Annotated in this window: 19 protein-coding genes; 8 read left to right on the top strand and 11 right to left on the bottom strand. The window is 71.9% G+C overall.

Going from position 1 to position 18,624, the window contains the following annotated elements; translation table 11 throughout:
* Positions 1–280: 280 nt before the first annotated feature.
* From AES38_RS16140 to AES38_RS01480, 6 genes are all read left to right on the top strand, one after another.
* Positions 281–769 (top strand): RNA polymerase sigma factor, encoded by a 489-nt coding sequence (locus AES38_RS16140; protein WP_244629206.1) that lies wholly within the window; start codon positions 281–283, stop codon positions 767–769.
* Positions 766–1,446: an Asp23/Gls24 family envelope stress response protein gene (locus AES38_RS01500; protein WP_157883499.1), complete on the top strand. Its 681-nt coding sequence runs from the start codon at positions 766–768 to the stop codon at positions 1,444–1,446. Before AES38_RS16140 ends, AES38_RS01500 begins: the two co-directional genes overlap by 4 nt.
* A complete protein-coding gene (locus AES38_RS01495; protein ID WP_053773483.1) occupies positions 1,443–1,790 on the top strand; it encodes a hypothetical protein in 348 nt (115 codons plus the stop codon). Before AES38_RS01500 ends, AES38_RS01495 begins: the two co-directional genes overlap by 4 nt.
* A 63-nt stretch (positions 1,791–1,853) precedes the next feature.
* Positions 1,854–3,122, top strand: a complete 1,269-nt coding sequence (locus AES38_RS01490; protein WP_053773482.1) for an NAD(P)/FAD-dependent oxidoreductase — start codon at positions 1,854–1,856, stop codon at positions 3,120–3,122.
* 70 nt (positions 3,123–3,192) lie between these two features.
* Positions 3,193–3,849: an NUDIX domain-containing protein gene (locus tag AES38_RS01485; RefSeq protein WP_053773481.1), complete on the top strand. Its 657-nt coding sequence runs from the start codon at positions 3,193–3,195 to the stop codon at positions 3,847–3,849.
* A gap of 50 nt (positions 3,850–3,899) precedes the next feature.
* Complete coding sequence (locus AES38_RS01480; protein ID WP_053773480.1) at positions 3,900–5,000, top strand: threonine aldolase family protein; 1,101 nt, start codon at positions 3,900–3,902, stop codon at positions 4,998–5,000.
* Positions 5,001–5,277: 277 nt separating this feature from the next.
* Here AES38_RS01480 and AES38_RS15760 read toward each other — a convergent pair whose 3' ends face one another.
* Positions 5,278–5,898: a hypothetical protein gene (locus AES38_RS15760; RefSeq protein ID WP_157883498.1), complete on the bottom strand. Its 621-nt coding sequence runs from the start codon at positions 5,896–5,898 to the stop codon at positions 5,278–5,280.
* A 1,413-nt stretch (positions 5,899–7,311) separates the two neighbouring features.
* Here AES38_RS15760 and AES38_RS01465 point away from each other — a divergent pair.
* Together AES38_RS01465 and AES38_RS01460 are read left to right on the top strand one after the other, a co-directional pair.
* On the top strand, positions 7,312–7,704 hold the full coding sequence (locus AES38_RS01465; protein WP_157883497.1) for a hypothetical protein: 393 nt from the start codon (positions 7,312–7,314) through the stop codon (positions 7,702–7,704).
* Entirely contained in the window at positions 7,694–8,122 is a 429-nt protein-coding gene (locus AES38_RS01460) for a hypothetical protein (protein ID WP_157883496.1), read from the top strand. Before AES38_RS01465 ends, AES38_RS01460 begins: the two co-directional genes overlap by 11 nt.
* A gap of 195 nt (positions 8,123–8,317) precedes the next feature.
* Here the strand turns inward: AES38_RS01460 and AES38_RS01455 are convergent, their stop codons facing one another.
* From AES38_RS01455 to AES38_RS01415, 10 genes are all read right to left on the bottom strand, one after another.
* Complete coding sequence (locus AES38_RS01455; protein WP_371259388.1) at positions 8,318–8,695, bottom strand: recombinase family protein; 378 nt, start codon at positions 8,693–8,695, stop codon at positions 8,318–8,320.
* A gap of 45 nt (positions 8,696–8,740) precedes the next feature.
* The gene (locus tag AES38_RS01450; protein ID WP_053773475.1) at positions 8,741–11,473 is read right to left on the bottom strand and encodes a phosphoenolpyruvate carboxylase; all 2,733 of its coding nucleotides are present in this window, start codon (positions 11,471–11,473) and stop codon (positions 8,741–8,743) included.
* A 103-nt stretch (positions 11,474–11,576) separates the two neighbouring features.
* Positions 11,577–12,851, bottom strand: a complete 1,275-nt coding sequence (locus AES38_RS01445) for an MFS transporter (protein ID WP_244629205.1) — start codon at positions 12,849–12,851, stop codon at positions 11,577–11,579.
* A gap of 54 nt (positions 12,852–12,905) precedes the next feature.
* Positions 12,906–13,706 carry an NAD-dependent epimerase/dehydratase family protein gene (locus tag AES38_RS01440; RefSeq protein WP_053773474.1) on the bottom strand — a complete coding sequence of 267 codons (801 nt, stop codon included), beginning with the start codon at positions 13,704–13,706 and terminating at the stop codon, positions 12,906–12,908.
* A gap of 75 nt (positions 13,707–13,781) precedes the next feature.
* On the bottom strand, positions 13,782–14,552 hold the full coding sequence (locus AES38_RS01435; RefSeq protein ID WP_053773473.1) for an ABC transporter ATP-binding protein: 771 nt from the start codon (positions 14,550–14,552) through the stop codon (positions 13,782–13,784).
* Positions 14,549–15,649, bottom strand: a complete 1,101-nt coding sequence (locus AES38_RS01430) for a FecCD family ABC transporter permease (protein ID WP_053775604.1) — start codon at positions 15,647–15,649, stop codon at positions 14,549–14,551. Before AES38_RS01430 ends, AES38_RS01435 begins: the two co-directional genes overlap by 4 nt.
* Positions 15,622–16,671, bottom strand: coding sequence for an ABC transporter substrate-binding protein (locus AES38_RS01425; protein WP_053773472.1), 1,050 nt, complete (start codon positions 16,669–16,671; stop codon positions 15,622–15,624). Before AES38_RS01425 ends, AES38_RS01430 begins: the two co-directional genes overlap by 28 nt.
* 194 nt (positions 16,672–16,865) lie before the next feature.
* Positions 16,866–17,042: a hypothetical protein gene (locus tag AES38_RS15755; protein WP_162232634.1), complete on the bottom strand. Its 177-nt coding sequence runs from the start codon at positions 17,040–17,042 to the stop codon at positions 16,866–16,868.
* Between the two features lie 11 nt (positions 17,043–17,053).
* Entirely contained in the window at positions 17,054–17,344 is a 291-nt protein-coding gene (locus AES38_RS01420; RefSeq protein ID WP_053773471.1) for a hypothetical protein, read from the bottom strand.
* A 196-nt stretch (positions 17,345–17,540) separates the two neighbouring features.
* On the bottom strand, positions 17,541–18,560 hold the full coding sequence (locus tag AES38_RS01415) for a LacI family DNA-binding transcriptional regulator (protein WP_053773470.1): 1,020 nt from the start codon (positions 18,558–18,560) through the stop codon (positions 17,541–17,543).
* Positions 18,561–18,624: the final 64 nt, after the last annotated feature.

The raw sequence follows: 18,624 nt of genomic DNA, 5'->3' as shown, positions 1-18,624 counted from the left end.
AGGAGACGGGCCGGGCGTCCGGCTCGTCCCGCACGTCCAGCTTTCCTCCAGGCGGGAGCGGCCGGGCTTCGCTGCGCGGCCACCTGGCGGCATCCGGCGTGCGCTTTCCGGCCACGCGGCCAGAGGCCCCTGCGGCCGTCGGGCATGCTCGGTCCGGGGCGCGGCCGGACACACCTGCCGTGGGCGACGAGACCGGCTGGAGGCGATCATCGGCACCGACCAGGATCCGCTCCTCCACGCCGCCGACGCGACCCTCGCGTCGCGCGCGGCCGACGGCGACGTGCAGGCGTTCGCGCAGCTGGCCCGACGCCACGGCCCGCTCATGCGCGTGTACGCGGCGCGCATCCTCGGCTCCGACATCGAGTCCGACGACGTCGTGCAGGAGTCGTTCCTCACGGGCTGGCGGCGCCTCGGGGAGCTCGAGAGCCCCGCGGGCATCCGCGCCTGGCTGATCCGCATCGTGACCCACAAGGCCATCGACCGGATCCGCGTCCGCCGCCACCACGACGACATCGACGACTGGGATCCGCCGGCGCCCGCCGCGCGCGGCCCCGAGCGCATCGTCGAGACCCGGCTCCAGCTCGACGCCGTGTGGGACGCTGTCGGCAGGCTGCCGGACGACCAGCGGAGGTGCTGGCTCCTCCGCGAGACGGCGGGCCTCAGCTACCAGGAGATCGCGGACGAGCTCGACCTCCCCCTCTCCACCGTGCGCGGCCTGCTGGCCCGGGCGCGGCGGTTCCTGCTCCGCGAACTGGAGGCATGGCGATGACCGACACCTCGGGCATGCGCCCGGACCCGCCCGACGACGGCGCTGCCCGCGACGACGCCGTGGAGTCCGTGGAGCGCGACGACCTGGTCGACGGCCGCACCATGGAGGAGCTCGCCGACTACCTCGACCGCGGGCGCACGCCGGCCGATCCCGCCATCGAGGGATCCGCCGCCTGCCGCCTCGCCCTCGCCAACCTGACCCGCCTCTCCGAGCTCTCCGCCTCCGGCCTCCGCCGCGAGGCCGACCGCGATCCCGACCGCGACGCCGCATGGATCTCGGACCTCCTCGACACCATCGGCGCCGAGGTGCGCTCGGGTCGCGACGTGCCGATCAGCCACCCGGATCCGACGCTGCGCCTCACGATCACGGAGGCGGCCGTCCGCGGCATCGTGCGCCGCGCGGGCGACAGCATGGGCGGCGTGATCATGGGCCGCTGCGTGCTCGACGGCGACGTCGCGACGCCCGGCGCCGTGATCCGCGTGGCCGTCACCTGCGCGCTGGCGTTCCCCCTGCCGATCGCCGGCGTGGCGGACCGGCTGCGCGCGCGGATCCGCGAGGCGCTCGCCCGGCACGCGGAGCTGACCGTGGGCGGGATCGACGTGACCGTGGACGACATCAGGCCCCCGGGCGACCCCGACGCGGCTCCCGCCGCCCCGCCCGAGGAGGACCGCCCGTGACCGACGACGCCGACCTCTCGCGCCGCCTCACCGCCGCCATCCGCGCGGTCGACGGCGTGACGGGCGTCTACCCTGCGCAGCCGCCGCTCGAGGCCGCCGCCGTCGCGGTCGCGGGCCGGCTGCGCCTCCAGGCTCCCGACGTGCTCGTCGACGTCGACCGACGGGAGGGATCCACCACCGTCGCCACCCACGTCGCCACGGCCGCCGACCGCCCCGCCGCGGACGTGATCCGCGCGGTCGGGGAGCGCGTCCGCGCGCTCCTCGACGCCGAGCCCGGCGTCGGCGCCACCGCCCTCGTGCGCGTGACGGGCCGCCTGGTCGAGGACGGGGCGCCGCCGGCCTGACGGGCACGTGGGGATCCCGCCCGCACCCGGTCGGTCGCCCCGCGCCCGGCCTAGGGTGAGCCCATGACCGCTGCCCCCGGCACGACCGCCCATCACGACGTCCTCGTCATCGGCGGGGGGAACGCCGGCCTCTCGGTCGCCGGGCGCCTCCGGCGGTACGGCGTCGACGACGTCGCGGTGATCGAGCCGCGCGACACGCACTACTACCAGCCGATGTTCTCGCACGTCGCGGGCGGCACCGCACGGGCGTCGCAGGCCACCCGGCCGCAGGGGTCCGTCACGCCGAAGGGCGTCACGTGGATCCAGGACCGCGTCGCCGGCATCGACCCGGTCGCGAAGGCGGTGACGCTCGCGTCGGGCCGCGGGGTCTCCTACGGCCAGCTGATCGTGTGCCCCGGCATCCAGAAGGACTGGGACCGCGTGCCCGGCCTCGCCGAGGCCATGGCGAGCCCGGTCGGCATCTCCAACTACGAGCACCATCACGCGGCCAAGGCGTCGAAGGTGCTGCGCGACGTGCGCTCCGGCACGGTCGTCTTCACGCAGCCCGACGGCCCCGGCACCTGCTCGGGCGCGTCGCAGAAGCCCATGTACCTCGCGTGCGACCACTGGCGCGCGATCGGCGTGCTCGACGACATCCGCGTGGTGCTCGTCGTGCCGACGCCCACGATGTTCGGCATGCCGCTCATCGACGCGGAGCTCGAGCGCAAGGTCGCCGAGTACGGCATCGAGGTGCGGTACGGGCGCGAGCTCGTGGGCGTGGATCCGGCCGCCCGCACCGTCGAGATCGGCGGCGTCGACCGCTCCCGTGCGCTCCTCGGCCCCGACCACGCCGCGCAGCAGGGCCTCGACGACGCGGAGCGCGAGACGCTCCCCTACGACGTGCTCCACGCGGTGCCGCCGCAGTCCGCGCCCGATTGGCTGGCCGGCACGGGCCTCGCGGCGCCCGGCGACGCGGGCGGCTTCGTCGAGGTGGATCCGCTGACCCTCCGCCACCCGCGCTTCCCCGACGTGTGGGCGCTCGGTGACGCGGCCGCGACCACCAACTCGAAGTCCGGCGGCGCGCTGCGCCAGCAGACCACGACGGTCGCGAAGAACCTCGTGGCCGCTCTGAAGGGGAAGCCGCTGCCGCAGACGTACGACGGGTACTCCGTGTGCCCGTTCGTGGTCTCGCGCTCGACGGTGGTGTTCGCCGAGTTCGACGACCGCTACCGCCCGAAGCCCACGATCCCCGGCTGGAAGGGCCTCGCGAAGGAGCGCCGCCTCACCTTCGTCGCGGACCGGTACGTGCTGCCGTGGGTGTACTGGAACCTGATCCTGCAGGGCCGCGCCTGATCCGCGTCCGCCGCGCGGATCCGCCGTCGGGCGGACGCGCCGACGCCTGGCCGCCCGCGAGGATGGCGGCATGACGCGCCCCGGTGAGACCGTGCCCGACTCGCGGGGCCGCACCGGCCTCCACCTGCGCGGGACGGACCTCGACCGCAACCCCGACGTGGTCGTGAAGCGCGTCGAGGTCACCTCCGACGGCTGGCACGTGCTCCGCCGGACCACGCTCGACCTGCGGCTGCGCGACGGATCCTGGCAGGAGCAGCAGCGCGAGACGTACGACCGCGGGGACGGCGCGACCGTGCTGCTCTACGCGGCCGACACGCACCGGATCCTCCTCACACGCCAGTTCCGCTACCCCGCCTACGTCAACGGCCACCCGGACGGCATGCTCGTCGAGGCGGCGGCCGGCCTCCTCGACGAGGACTCCCCCGAGGACGCCATCCGCCGCGAGGCCCGCGAGGAGCTGGGCGTGGAGGTCGTCGCGCTCACGCACCTGTTCGACCTGTTCATGAGCCCCGGATCCGTGACCGAGCGCGTGCACCACTACCTCGCCGCGTACGCGCCCGCCGACGTCGTGGGCGCGGGCGGCGGCGTGGCCGAGGAGGGCGAGGACATCGAGCGGATCGAGGTGACGCTCGACGAGGCGCTCGCGATGGTCGCCGACGGGCGCATCGCGGACGGCAAGACGGTGATCCTGCTGCAGCACGTGGCGCTGCACGGCTTCCCCGCGTAGGCCGGGAGCGGGCGGCCGGGGCCGCGCGCCGGGTAGGCGAGGATGGACGGGTGACCGACGCCACCGCCACCACCCCCGTCTCCCCCCTCCAGCTCCACGACACCGCCGCCCGAGGGTTCGCCTCCGACAACTACTCCGGGATCCACCCCGAGGTGCTCGAGGCGATCGCCGCCGCGAACGGCGGGCACCAGGTCGCCTACGGCGGCGACGCCTACACGGCACGCCTGCAGGAGGTCGTGGGCGAGCACTTCGGCCGCGGCGCCGAGGCGTTCCCCGTCTTCAACGGCACGGGCGCGAACGTCACCGGGCTCCTCTCGATGCTGCCGCGCTGGGGTGCCGTGGTGTGCGCGACCACCGCGCACATCAACACCGACGAGGGCGGCGCCCCCGAGCGCGTCGCCGGGATCAAGCTGCTCCAGGTGCCCACGGAGGACGGCAAGCTCACGCCCGAGCTCATCGACCGCGAGGCGTGGGGCTGGGGCGACGAGCACCGCGCGCAGCCGCTCGCCGTGAGCATCACGCAGACCACCGAGCTCGGCACCGTCTACACGCCGGCCGAGGTGCGGGCGATCGCCGACCACGCGCACGAGCGCGGCATGCGCCTGCACATGGACGGCGCCCGCCTCTCCAACGCCGCGGCCACGCTGGACGCGCCCTTCCGCGCCTTCACGTCCGACGCGGGCGTCGACGTCGTGAGCTTCGGCGGCACCAAGAACGGCCTGCTCTACGGCGAGGCGATCGTGGTGCTCGACCCCGAGGCGTCCGAGGGGCTGACCTACCTCCGCAAGCTCAACATGCAGCTCGCCTCGAAGATGCGGTTCGTGAGCGCGCAGCTGCTGGCGCTGCTCGGATCCGAGGTCGACGGCGTGCCGCTCTACCTCCGCTCCGCCCGCCACGCCAACGGCATGGCCGCGCGCCTCCGGGCCGCTCTCGACGGCGTCGACGGCGTCGAGTTCACGCAGGAGACGCAGGCGAACGGCCTGTTCGCGATCCTGCCCGAGGGCGTCGCCGACCGCCTCCGCTCCGAGTTCCGCTTCTACGACTGGGACCCGGCCCGCCGCGAGGTCCGCTGGATGTGCTCGTTCGACACCACGGAGGACGACATCGACCGGTTCGCGGCGGCGATCCGGCGGGAGGTCGGGGCGGGGTAGTGCGCACCCCGTTCTCAACGAGTCAGGTTCTCGCTCGAGGTCGTGCCCGATGGTTACGCGACGGGTTGTGCGGCTTCGTGACCGAGCACGCGTTGGTTCTGCACACATCACCGAGCGGGGGAGGGACAGGCGTGCGACAGGTCCTCCTTCTTGAGGCCGACGACGCTGCCAGCCACTTGTGAGTACCGTCGCTCTGTATCGTGATTCTTGCCGGGCTGCTTATCGTGATTGCGACCCGCAAGCCGAGCGCCTACCCCGGGACCCTGAATATCAGAAATCAGGGAGCCACCACGGCCAGCGCAGCGATAAAGCGCCGAACCCAGTCCAGCTCGCTCCTCACATCGGCCGCACTTAATTCCTTGTGCCGAATTGCGCGAGGCCGCGCCTGACGCTTGATGTCACCTTCGTGCACGACGGAGTTGCGGCGGGCCGCAAGTGAGTTCAAGTGGCTTTTGATAGCTGGGGAAGGCTCACCCATGTGGAGGGACAGGTCGCGCCAATACCCTGTGACTCCCGCTAGGCCGAGCGCCGTCTCAACGCCGCGTTCGGACTGGTAGGTGTCCTTCAGGACCCGGGCGTGCAACACGTTACGGGCGCGGACCATCGGCCTGTCACGCTTGCCCGATTGACGCGCCGTGACGCTGGACTTCCCCATTGCAACGAGATCCTCAAACCGCACATCTAGCTTCCTGAGCGCGTTCGGTAGCGGAGCAGCCAAGTCCACGGCATGAACTAACCAGTGTAAGTAGGTGTCAATCGAGGCAACACCCATAGCCCATGCGAGCCGCCGCACGTCGGTACGAAGAGGATCCTGCAATGGGTCAGCGTCGAGGCCCAGAAGCGCATCAGCCCGATCGAGCACATCCGTCGCAGCCCTTAGAGGCGTTATGACTGGCATTCGTACTCCTTGCAATCGAAGGTTTACATCTAAAGCACAACCGCAAGTGGGTGCCCGATAGGATCGCTGTTCCCGGACGGCCCTACAACGCGCTCAGTGGGTCTTGCGCGTAATGCGGCAACGACACGGCGGCCGGCTGCAGTTCGTATGCGGCAGCGGCCAAGCGGACAAGAAATCCCGCAAGGAGGCGACCGCGAGATCGTCCTTTTGGCAGTTCGCACACGGACATGCGATGAGGATCATCTCGGCACTTAGAGAGTCGTACTGCTGAAGAGCTCGCATCCAGTTCGCCTCGGCCAAGCGCCCGGCAGACACCCAATCGCGGCCTTCCTCGACCAAGAACTTGGTCATATCGCTTCGCACGCGGCCGGCCTCGCCCCACTCGGCGGCGCTCTCGTGCCGGACAGCAGCCTCGTTCGCCAGCTGCCAGTACACGTCACCGTCAGCTGCCGAGTGACCGAACCGCGCTGATTGCTCAGCGCGTACTCGGTCCCATTGAGACCGAGCGACGCCGAAGTACCCCAAGCGTTTGAGGAACGACGCACGGGACTTCTCCGCTTTATCGGCAGCGGTCCACGCCGCTGCCTGATCTGGCGTGAGGGCCTTTCTCTGCCCGTGGACACTGCGCATGACCAGCTGCTGGCCGCACGAAGGGCACTTACCTCGAGACTTTGGCGGGGCCTCAAGCACCTCTGCACACGCCGGACACGCGAGCGGCACTGCGTCCCGTCCGGCGTCACGTAGAGCGGTCGCCTTACGAACTCGATCCTCAATCTCAGGGTGCCTCCCAGTTGCGTGCTGAAGGTACCGCTCGAGGACCTGGACCTCCTCCACGAACCTCTTTTGCGCACGCAAGACCACCGCGGCATCTCGGTAGTAGCCAGGCGCGACTCCAGTCCCGTCAATTGCGTGCTGGCGCTCCGTCGCCTCGATGCACTCGTACGCCAAGGCGAGAGACTCATCGGGCCGCCCCTCGGCCCGCAGCTGATCCACTCGCGAAGCCCACTCCGTGAAGTGCTTACCGCGGAATGACCCGGCGGCATCCGCACGGGTATGCCGCGCCTCGTACGACTCCGCCTCAGCAAGATCCGAAACGGATCCGCCCTTGCGACCAAGCAGTCGATCCATGAATCCCATGCGCATCCGCCCTTACCTCGTATCACGACTGTACGCACTTACCTCGCCGGAGACGACATCCAAGGGGAGACCGCTTCCCGGACGCTCGTGGTCACATAACTGTGCACTGACCCACTGCACGCACGCGGGTGACCTCGCCGCACAGTCAAGCCACGGATCGGCCATCGCGAGCACCGACCGTTTCCCCACTAAGCTCCAGTTGTGGATTCTGGTCGAGGACAAGTGCGGCAGTGGTGCTGGCGGCACCGCTTTCGGCTTCTCGGCGCGGGCGCACTGGTGGCTGGCATCGCCTTTGCCGCATGGGTTGCGTTCCTTGCATCAAGCAAGACTCCGCCGTCGGGATCGCAGAGCGGATTCTTGGTGCTTGTCTCTGGCTTGTTCCAACTGGCGTCGGCCTACTTGTTCGCTCGTGGTGCTCCGAACGCGGAATCTCTGCGCATGCAGATGCAGGGCCACAAACGCCTCGCAGACGATCTGATTGTCGCTCGCGAGCTTGCCGAGACTGCAGTTGACGACGGGGCAGCCCTCGTCGCTAAGAAGGTCGTCGGCGAGTTGAGCTGGCGTCTTTCCCAGGCCTCGCGCGATCACGAAGACCTCGCCGCGAACTGGTACTTGCTGTACAGACGAATGGCGACTACCCCGGAGGACGGAACCGAAAATGAGCAGTGAAGAACCTACCCTCATCCGCGCCAAAGTTGCGCAGCTACTGACTAGTACAGACCTCGTGATCAACCGTGGTAGCGAGGATGGCGTGGAAGTCGGAATGAAGTTCGCAGTGATGGACCCTCTGGGCCGCGACATTAAGGACCCGGAGAGCGGGGACGTCATTGGCTCTGTGGCAATTGCGAAGACGGTGCTCAAGATTGTTCGAGCTGAAGCACGTTTGGCGGTCGCGCGCACGTTCCGAACAAAGCAAGGGCTCAACATCGCCGCGATCGCTGGGCTGGGCGGGGAGCGCTCAGAGACACTGCGCTCTGACGAGCGGCGTCTACAGCAGATGCTCGACGAGAAGGACTCCAAGGTCAACGTCGGGGACGCGGTCGAGAGCTACACGGGAGAGTTCCCGGGCATGGTGCTCGACTTCTAATGCCGCGCGCCAAAAGCGCAATGTAGTCGACACCGGGCGCGCATCACGAAAGAAAATTCTGCCTGCGGGGCGCCCACTTTTCCGAACGGTATCCGCTACTGAGGCACGGCTGTCGCCAGCCGCAGCAACGCGTTTCAGCCGAACCCTTCGGAAAAGAGTCCGGAGGGGTCATATAGTGGTGCCCCTGCGACCTCCTTAGCTCGTGATCGCAGTTGCCGCTTCGGCTCTTTGGCGGTCCCGAAGTTGGCGGTACAGCGTCGCCCTGGACGTGCTCAGGTCGCGCGCGACCTGGACGGTCGGCTCGCCGGCATCGATCGGTCTCGCAGCGTTCTTGACCTGGCTGTCGGTGAAGGCCTGGCGCCGGCCACTCAGGTCCTTGCCTGCCGCCCGGCGCTTGGATACCGAGTTCGTGATGCGCTCTCGCGCGATCTCGAGCCCCATGTACGCGAGCGCCGCCATCACGGTGAAGACCGTCGACCCTATTGGGGTCGCGGTTTCCATGTCTCCCCTGCCGAGGTTCAGCACCCGAAGCGACGCGCGCCTCCCCCGCATGTCCTCAGCCAGGGCGATCATGTTCTGCGTCGACCGCCCCAACCGGTCAAGCATCGTGCACGCACGTCACCCCGTGTTCTGCAGCCCCGCAGCGATGCCGTTGACGGTGAGGAGCAGGAGCCGGTGGTCCGGATCCGTCGGGTCGGCCTGGCCGGGAGCGGTCTGGCCGGTCGCATCGGAAGCCGACGTGCGCAGCGCGCGGAGGGCCCGCAGCTGGAGCAGCGACAGCGCGTCGACGTACGGGCTCCGCAGGCGCACCGCGCGGCGCAGCACCGGCCGGCCCTCGAGGATGTCGCCGCGGCCGGTGGCCTTGCGCACCCACTCGCGCGTGAGCTCCATCTCCTCGGTGACGAGGGCCGCGAGATCCGGCCGGTCGCCGAGCGCGAGGTAGCGCTCCGCGAGGCGGCCGTCGGTCTTGGCGAGCGACATCTCGACGTTGTCGATCATCGACGTGAACAGCGGCCACTCGTCGTAGGCCCGGCGGAGCACGGCCTCGTCGCCGACCGCGGCCAGCGCGGAGCCGAGGCCGAACCAGCCCGTGAGGTTGATGCGCGCCTGCGTCCACGCGAACACCCACGGGATCGCCCGCAGGTCCTCGAGCGACTCGACAGACAGGCCGCGGCGGGCGGGACGCGAGCCGAGGGCCAGCAGCCCGATCTCCTCCATGGGCGTGACCTGCGCGAACCAGGGCGCGAAGCCGGGCGCCTTCACGAGCTCGAAGAACCGGGCGCGCGAGGCCTCGTCCATGACGCGCACCATGTCCGCCGACCCGTGCGCGGCCGCCGCGTTGCGCTCCTCGTTCGAGGGCGCGGACGCCAGCAGGGTGGCGGCGGCCATCTGCTCGATGTGGCGGGCGGCGATGCGCTTGTCGCCGTAGTGGGCGAAGATCACCTCGCCCTGCTCGGTGAGCTTGAAGCGGCCGTCGACGGATCCCGGCGGCTGGGCCCGCACCGCGCGGTCGGCAGGGCCCCCGCCCCGGCCGAGGGCGCCACCGCGGCCGTGGAAGAGCGTGAGCTCGATGTCGTTCGCGCGCGCCCACGCGGCGATGCGGGCCTGCGCGTCGAACAGCGCGAAGGTCGCGGAGACGGGCCCCACGTCCTTCGACGAGTCGGAGTAGCCGAGCATGACCTCGAGCCTCCGACCCGTGGCGGCGAGGCGCGCCTCCACCTGGGGCAGCCGGATCATCGCGTCGAGGATCTCGGTGCTCGCGTCGAGGTCGGCGAACGTCTCGAACAGCGGGATGACGTCGAGGACGGGCGCCGCCTCCGCGGAGCCGAGCGCGAGCGCGGCCAGCTCGTGCACCGTGCGGATGTCGTCGGCCGACTGCGTGAACGAGACGATGAAGCGCGAGAACGGCGCGACGCCGTGCCGCTCCTGGAGGCGGGCGAGCGTGCGGAACACGTCGAGCACCTCCACCGTCATGGGCGCGAGCTCGGGGGCGGCGTCGCCCGACGCATCCGCTGAGGCCACGGCGAGCACCTCGCGCAGCGCCTCCCGGTGCACCTGCGAGTGCTGGCGCACCTCCATCTCGGCGAGGTGGAACCCGAAGGTCTCGGCCTGCCAGATGAGGCCCTGCAGCTCGCCGCTCGCGATGCGGTGGGCGCCGGCGGCGCGGAGCGACGCCTGCAGCACGCGCAGGTCGGCGAGCAGCTCGGCGGCCGACGGGTAGGCGATGGCGTCGTCGTGGCGCTCGCGCGTGGCGGCGAGGCGCCCCGCGATCACGAGGAGCACGCGGCGGTGCAGCTCGGCCGGGGCGCGCGTGCCGATGCGGGCGGTGAGGTGCGGGGCGAGCGCGTCCTGCCCGGCGGCGAGCTCCCGCAGCTCCGCGCTCGGCGGGGTGTCGGCGTCGCCGAGGGTGAGCGAGCGGCCGACGCGGAGGGCGACGCGCTCGAGCCCGAGCAGGATGTGCTCGCTCGCGATGCCCGCGGCCTCCTCGGTGACCGCCGCGGTGACGTAGGGGTTGCCGTCGCGATCCGCCGCGATCCAGTTGCCGAGCCGGAAGAACGCGGGCGCGACCGCGTCGCGCACCCCGGCCTCCTCGCCGAGCAGCCAGTCGTCCAGCAGCCGGTAGACGCGCGGCACGACCTCGAACAGGGTCTGGTCGAAGACGCCCATGGCGGTGCGGACCTCGTCGAGCGGCGTCGGCCGGGTGGTGCGCAGCGGGGAGGTGCGCCAGAGGCCGTCGATCTCCTCGAGCAGCCGGCGGTCGACGTCCTGCCCGGTGAGCGTGCCCGCGACGGCGCCGTCGCGCTCGGTGAGCAGGTCGCCGATGCGGCGGATCCCCGTGGCCACGGCCCGACGGCGCGCCTCGGTGGGGTGCGCCGTGAGCACCGGGTGGAACCGCATCTCCCCGAGGCGGCGCATGGCCTCCTCGCGGCCGAGCTCCTCGGTGAGCTTCCCGACGGCGTCCGGGATGGAGTCGGGCACGAAGCCCGACGCCGCCTCGCGCTCGCGCAGCACGCGCACGCGGTGGTGCTCCTCGGCGAGGTTCGCGAGGTGGAAGTAGCAGGTGAACGCGCGGGCGACCTGCTCGGCGCGCTCGGGCGTGAAGGTGGCGACGAGCCGCTCGGCGTCGTCGATGGAGGCGTCGCGCGCGCTCTCGTACGCGTCGATGACCAGCTCGCGCAGCCGCTCGACGTCGCGCAGCAGGTCCTCGCCGCCGGACTCGCGGAGCACCTGGCCGAGCAGGCCGCCCAGGTGGCTGACGTCGGATCGGAGAGCGGGCTCCACGGCGTCGCGGGTGCCGTCGCGGGTGGAGTCGTGCTCGAGGGGAAGCGGCTTCTTCGGGGGAGTCGTCACGCTGACGAGGATACGGAAGGCGGGGGCCGGATCCTGCGCATGACGTCCGAGGACGGACGCTCCGGCCGCGGATCCGGCGGGGGAGGAGGGCTGCGGCGACGGATCAGGCGGCGACGGGCGCGGCCGTGCGCTCGTCCCGCGGCATGCGCAGCAGCGCGTACGCGGAGGCGGCGAGCAGCAGCACGGCGCCCGTCGCGAAGGCGACGGGGAAGGACACGGCGTCGGCGAGGTATCCGGCGACGAGCGGGCCGACGATGGCGCCGAGGTCCGAGACCATCGAGAACACCGCGACCGGGCGGCCGCTGCGACCGCCCGCGGCGTCGCCCACCGCGGCGCCCGGCGCCGTCCCCATGAACGAGGCGGCGGCGCCGAACACGCAGAGCAGGATCGTGAGCACGATGACGGTCGGCGCGAACGGGATCGCGACCATCAGCACGCCGGCGACGGCGAACGACCCGATGATCGCGGGCCGGCGCCCGACCGTGTCGACGAAGCGCGCGGCCGGCGCGAGCGCGAGGGCCTGCACGACGGCGGCGCACGCGAACGCGATGCCGGTGGAGGCGGCGGGCGCGCGGATCACCTCGACCACGAGCAGCGGGATCAGGGAGCTGCGGACGCCCATCGACGCCCACCCGTTGCCGAGGTTGGCGAGCAGCGCGCCCCGGTAGCGGGTGTCGCGGAGCACCTCGGCGAAGGGGCGCGGCGGCTCGGCGGGTCCGGTGGCGGCGGCCTGGCCCGTGCGCTTCGACAGCAGCAGCAGCCCGATCACGCTCGCGACCGCGAGGGTCGCCGCGTAGAAGAAGAAGGGAGCGGTGAGCGACACGGTCGCGAGCACGGCGCCGAGCGCGGGCCCGGCCATGCCGCCGATGAGGAAGCCGCCCTGGTAGAAGCCGATCGCGCGGGCGCGGCGGGTGGGATCCGTCGAGCCGAGCAGCAGCGTCATGGCCGCCACCGAGAACATCGCCGAGCCGATGCCGCCCGCGCCGCGGAGGAGCAGGAGCTGGAGGTAGTCCTGCGCGAGGCCCGCGAGGCCGGAGGAGAGCGCGACGATCGCGAGGCCGATGGCGAGGACGGTGCGCTCGCCCGTCCCGTCCATGATCCGCGCCACGAACGGGCTCATCACGAGCCGCATGAGCGCGAACGCGGAGATGACCGCGCCGATCTCGAAGCTGCCGACCCCGAAGCTGCGCGCGTAGACGGGGAGCACCGGCACGACCACGCCGAAGCCGACCATGACGAAGAAGGCGATGATGCCGAGGACGAGCACGTCGCGCGGGAGCTTCGCGCGGGGTGCGCGGACGGGGCCGCGGGTGTCGGGCATCGAGCCGTCGCCGGGCTCGGGGGTGCGCGCGGATCCCGCACGTCGGAAGGACCGCATGGTCCCAGCGTACGTCGGGTCGGGGCGCGCCCGACCGGCCGACCGGCCCGCGCCTCACCCCATGTCCGACCCCAGCTCCACCTCCGTGAAGATCGACCCGAGCAGCACGCCCGCGGGCGGCGCCGTGTCCGCGCCGAGCTCCGGGAAGCGGTGCGCGAAGACCTCGGCGTCGTCCTCGGGGTGGTAGCCGATCGCCTCGCCCGCAGCGAGCGACACCCAGCGGCGGGTGTTCCGCGAGACGCCCCACACGATCCGGTGGCCGGGCTCGTCCCACCTCAGCACGGCCTCCACGAGGCGGGCCGCGTCGCCGGGCGAGAGCCAGGTGGAGACGCTGCGGGCCTGCGACGGCTCGGGCTCGGCCGTCATGATCCGCACGCTCACCACGACGTGCCCGTGCCGGTCGGCGTACAGGCTGCCGAGCCCCTCGAGCAGCACCTTGCTCAGGCCGTAGAAGGTGTCGGGGCGGGGCGCGGGCACGTCGTCGCGCGCGGCCTCGGTCGCGGGCAGGAAGCCGACCGCGTGGATGGAGCTGGCCGCGAGGATCCGCGGCACCCCCGCCCGCACGACCGCCTCGTGCACCGCGTGCGCGCCGTCGTTGTTCACGGCCTGGATCGCCTCCCACGGCCGCTCGGCCGCGTGCGCCGCCAGGTGCACGACGAGGTCGGATCCGCGGAACGCCTCCGTGCACGCGTCCACGTCCGTGGTGTCCACGATCGCCGACGTCTCCCCGTCCGCGAGCTGCGTCGGCGGCTCCACGACGTCGAGCAGCCGCAGCTCGTGCCCGGCGGCGAGGAGCAGGGGGCGGATGCTCGTGGCGATCCGCCCGGATCCTCCCGTGATCGTGATCGTGCCCATGTCGGATCCCCTCGTCGTCGACGCGCCGCGCTCCCGCGGCCGTCCTCCCATCCTGGGCGACGGGCGGGTGCCCGCCTAGAGCGGCGCCGCGTCGAACAGCACCTGGGAGCAGCCGCGCGCCTCGTCGTGCGTCACGAGCGCGCGCACCCCGTAGACGTCGGCGATGAGCTCCGGCGTCAGCACCTCGCGCGGACGCCCGCCCGCCACCACGCGCCCCTCGCGCAGCACGATCACGCTGTCGCAGAACATCGCCGCGAGGTTGAGGTCGTGCAGCGCGATCACCGAGGTCACCGGCAGGTCGCGCACGAGCGCCAGCAGCTCCAGCTGGTGGCGGATGTCGAGGTGGTTGGTGGGCTCGTCGAGCAGCAGCTCGCGCGGCTCCTGGGCGAGGGCGCGCGCGATGTGCGCCCGCTGGCGCTCGCCGCCGGAGAGCGTGCGCCACGCGCGATCCGCCTTCGCCTCGAGGCCGACGTGCGCGAGGGCGCGGTCGATGGCCGCGGTGTCCTCCGCGGTGTCGCCGCCGAGGAGCGTGCGGTACGGCGTGCGGCCGAGGCGCACGACGTCGCGCACGACGATGTCGACCTCGGTCTCGCCGTGCTGGGTCACCGTCGCCACGCGCCGGGCGACCTCGCGCCGGCGGAGCCCCGCGAGGTCGGCGCCGTCGAGCGTCACGCGGCCGGAGTCCGGCGCCGCGGCGCCCTGCAGCAGCTTGAGCAGCGACGACTTGCCCGAGCCGTTGGGCCCGAGGAGCCCGACGGTGGATCCGGGTGCCGGCTCCAGCGTGACGTCGTCCACCACGATCCGCCCGCCCCGCGACCAGCTGACGCCCCGTGCCTCGAGCGTCATGCGCGCCCCCTGTTCCGCATCAGCAGCAGCATGAACACGGGCACGCCGACGAGCGCCGTGCCGACGCCCACGGGCAGCGGCGTGGGCGCGAAGGCGAGGCGCGAGAACGCGTCCACCCACACCATGAAGACCGCGCCGAGCACGATGGTGGCCGGCACGACGCGCGAGTGCCGCTGACCGAAGAGCAGGCGCGCGGCGTGCGGGAGCACCAGGCCGACGAAGCCGATGGCACCCGCGATGCTGACGAGCGTCGCGGTGAGGAGCGCCGTGACCACCAGGAGGATCGTGCGGGTGCGGCCCACGTGGATCCCGAGCGAGGAGGCCACCTCCTCGCCGAACGCGAAGGCGTCGAGCGAGCGGGCGTAGGCGAGGCAGACGACCGCACCGGCCGCGACCACGGAGACGCTGAGCCCCACCTCGTCCCAGCGCATGCCCTCGAGGGATCCGAGGAGCCAGAACATGATGCCGCGCGTCTCGTCGGAGTCGGCGAACGCGAAGACGACGAGCGAGGTGAGCGCGGAGAAGAGCTGCGTGCTGGCGACGCCCGCGAGGATCACGCCGGCCGTGCCGCCCGAGGAGAACCGCGCGAGCAGCAGCACGAACCCGAATGCCACGAGCGCCCCGATGAAGGCGCCGCCGGACATGCCGAGCGCGCCGCCGCCGAGGCCGAGCACGCCGATGAGCACGGCGCCGGTGGACGCCCCGGACGAGACGCCGAGCACGAACGGGTCCGCGAGCGGGTTCCGCAGCAGTGACTGGAGCACGACGCCGCAGATGCCGAGGCCGGCGCCGCAGGCCGCGGCGACGAGCGCGCGCGGGAGGCGCTCCTGCCAGACGATGGCGTCCTCGGAGACGCGCACCGGGATCCGCGCGAGCCCGGCGTGGTTCAGCAGGATGTCGCGCACGTTCACGAGCGACACGTCGGCCGGCCCGAGCGTGACGGCGACGCCCACCGAGAGCGCGACCGCGACGATCCCGAGCGCGCCGAGCAGCACGACGCGGACGGCGTGCGGCAGGGCGCGCATCCGCGCGGCGACCGTCGCGAAGGGGGCCCGCGGGGCCGCGGCGCTCAGAGCCTCGCCCCGCGCGCGTCCCACCACGCCCGGATCTTCTCGAGCCCGTCCACGAAGCGGATCGACGGGTTGAGCTCCGCGCCGTGCAGGGCGACCATGCGGTCCTCCTTCACGGCCGTGAGGTCGCGGGTGAGCGGGTCGGACTTGAGGAAGTCGATCTTGTCCTGCAGCTTGTCGCCGGGGAACCGGTTCCGCTGCAGGTCGCCGAGCACGAGGATGTCCGGATCCCGGTCGACGACGTCCTCCCACCCCGTGGCGATGAAGTCGTCGCGCACCTCGGGGAACGCGTCCGTGAGGCCGACCTGGCGGGACAGGAGCGCGGTGGCGCCGAAGCCCCCGCCCATGTACGGCGTCTTGGTGTCGGCGAACCAGTACATGACCTTCGCCCCGCCGAGGTCCATGCCGTCGGTGGCCGCGGCCGCGCGCTGCTGGAGGCTGCTGACGAGGGCCTCGCCGCGGTCCTCCACGTCGAACACCTGGGCCATCTCGCGGATCTCCTGGTACAGCGCGTCGACCGTGAGCGGGGTGGTGCGCTGGCCGCCGCCGTTGATGCTGACGTCGGAGTCGCAGTCGGTCGGCGAGAGGTAGGAGGGGATGCCGGTCTCCGCGAGCCGGTCGCGCGTGACCACGCCGCCGGTGCCGTAGTGGCGGCCGAAGGACGCGGTGACGAAGTCGGGATCGGCGCCCATGAGCACCTCGTAGGTGGGCGCGTTGTCGGCGAGGCGGGGCACCTGCGCGTTGGCGTCCGCGAGCGAGTCGAGCACGGGATCCGTCCACGACGCCGTGCCGACCATGCGGTCCTGCAGGCCGAGCGACAGCAGGATCTCGGTGGAGTCCTGGTCGAGCGACACCACGCGCTGCGGCGCCTGGTCGATCGTCACGTCGTGCCCGCAGTTCGACAGCGTGAGCGGGTAGGTCGTCGTCCCCTGGCCCGCCTCGGCGACGGACGCCGCCGGCACCTCCTCGGACGCCCCGCATCCCGTGAGGGCGACGAGCACGAGGCCCGTGACGGCGGTGGCGGTGAGGCGGGCGAGGGCGCGGGGCATGGGTCTCCTGGGGATCGAGGCCGGTGTCGGGCCCGCAGGGAGCCGGGCCGCGGGTAAGCATAGCCTTACCTCACTGGGGGATTCGACCTTCGTCCCGATCCTCGATCGCTACGCCCGCGCTCGCTCGCTGCCGCTCGATGGAGGAGGCGACCCGAGGGGTGCCTCGGAGAGCCGAGACACCCCTCGGTGGTGGACTACCTGCTCGCCCTCGAAGACGAAGCCCGGTAGATCAACGCGATGCCGAAGACCAGCACGCCATAGACCACGATCGCCCAGCCTGACGGAAGCAGGGAGAAGCAGATCGCAGCGAGGAGGAACGCGACCACAGCCGCGATCCAGGTCGGGATGTTCTTTCGATCCATTGATGTCATGCGAGCCGACCCTAGAGGAAGGACCCGAGGCAACCGGTCGCACCCGCAGCGAGGTACTTGCGCGCGATGGTGATCCCCGCGGCAGCCAGGCACTTCAGTTCCGGTTCCGTGATGTTCTGCCCCTGTTCCGCGAGGAACTGGCACGAATCGAAGTCATGGTCGTAATGGCACTCGGCGTAGGCCAAGTCCGACGCTGTGTCTTGGGCGTGAGCCGGACCAGCAGGCACCGTCACGAGCGCGGCGCCACTGACCATCGCGCCCGTGAGCGCCAGTCCGAGCAACGTGAATCGCAGCTTCTTCATCGTCTTCCTCTCGGTCGGTTGTTCAGGACTTCGAATCTGAGGACGCAATCGTGGACGCACGTCAACCGATCCACAAGCGTCGGGAGACATCCGTCCTCGGTGGCATCGACTGCCTGCATGCCAGGTCAGCGGCCATCGGGTGGGCACGTCGGCCCCGAGAACGTGCCGAAGCATCCACGGCGGGCAGACCACGAGATCAGCGCCCGCGCGCCACCGTGGATCCGCGCACGAGCAGCTCGAAGCCCATCGTCTCGGTGCGGAAGGCGCCCGCGTCCGCGCCGTGCTCGATCCGCTCGGCCAGCATCTCCACCGCCCGGCGCGCGATGGCGCGACGGCCGGGCGAGACCGTGGTGAGCGGCGGCTGCGCGAAGCGGGAGTCGGCGGTGTCGTCGAGACCCGCGACGGCCACGTCCTCGGGCACGCGGAGGCCGCGCTCCTGGAGCATCCACTGGGCGCCGAGCGCGAGCGAGTCGTTGAAGCCGAAGACCGCGTCGAGCTCGACCCCGTCGTCGAGCAGGCGGGCCATCGCGGCGGCGCCGGACTCGCGGCGCCAGGGGCCGGGATCCACCTGGAGGCGCGGGTCGACGGGGATGCCAGCCGCGGCGAGCGCGTCCTCGGCGCCGCGCCGTCGCAGCGCGGAACCCGACGGCTCGTCCGCCTCGCGCACGCCGATGAGCGCGATGCGGCGCCGGCCCGTGTCGACGAGGTGGGCGACCGCGGCGTGCGCGGCATCCCGGTCGGCGATGAGCACCTGGTCGGCGAGGCCCTCGAGGAAGCGCTGGCCGATCATCACGAGCGGCACGTGGAGGTCGATGACGCCCGCGTCCTCCTGGTGGAGGGCGAGCGGCTCGTAGATCACGCCGTCGAGCACCTGGCGGTGCAGGCCCGAGAGCGCACCGATCTCGCGGTCGCGCCGCCCCGCCGTCGTCTCGACGAGCACGCTGAGGCCGAGCTCGTCGGCCGCGTCGATCACGTCCTGCGCGAGCGGCGCGAGGTAGGCGCTGTCGAGCTCGGGGATCACGAGCGCGATCATGCGCGACCGGCCGGAGCGGAGGTTCCGGGCGGAGACGTTCATCCGGTAGCCGAGCTCGGCGACCGCCGCCTCGATCCGCGTCCGCGTCTCGTCGCGCATGTACGGGTAGCCGTTGAAGTAGTTGCTGACGGTCTTGATGGAGACGCCCGCGGCCTTCGCGACGTCGCTCATCGTGGCCGCCATCCGCTCCCCCTCGTCCGGGCGCCCGCCGCGGATCCTCCTCCGGACACGGCGCGCGCCGCCCCCA

The sequence above is a fragment of the Clavibacter capsici genome (assembly GCF_001280205.1).
GTDB lineage: Bacteria > Actinomycetota > Actinomycetes > Actinomycetales > Microbacteriaceae > Clavibacter > Clavibacter capsici.
This window is presented reverse-complemented; position numbering and strand designations above follow the sequence as displayed.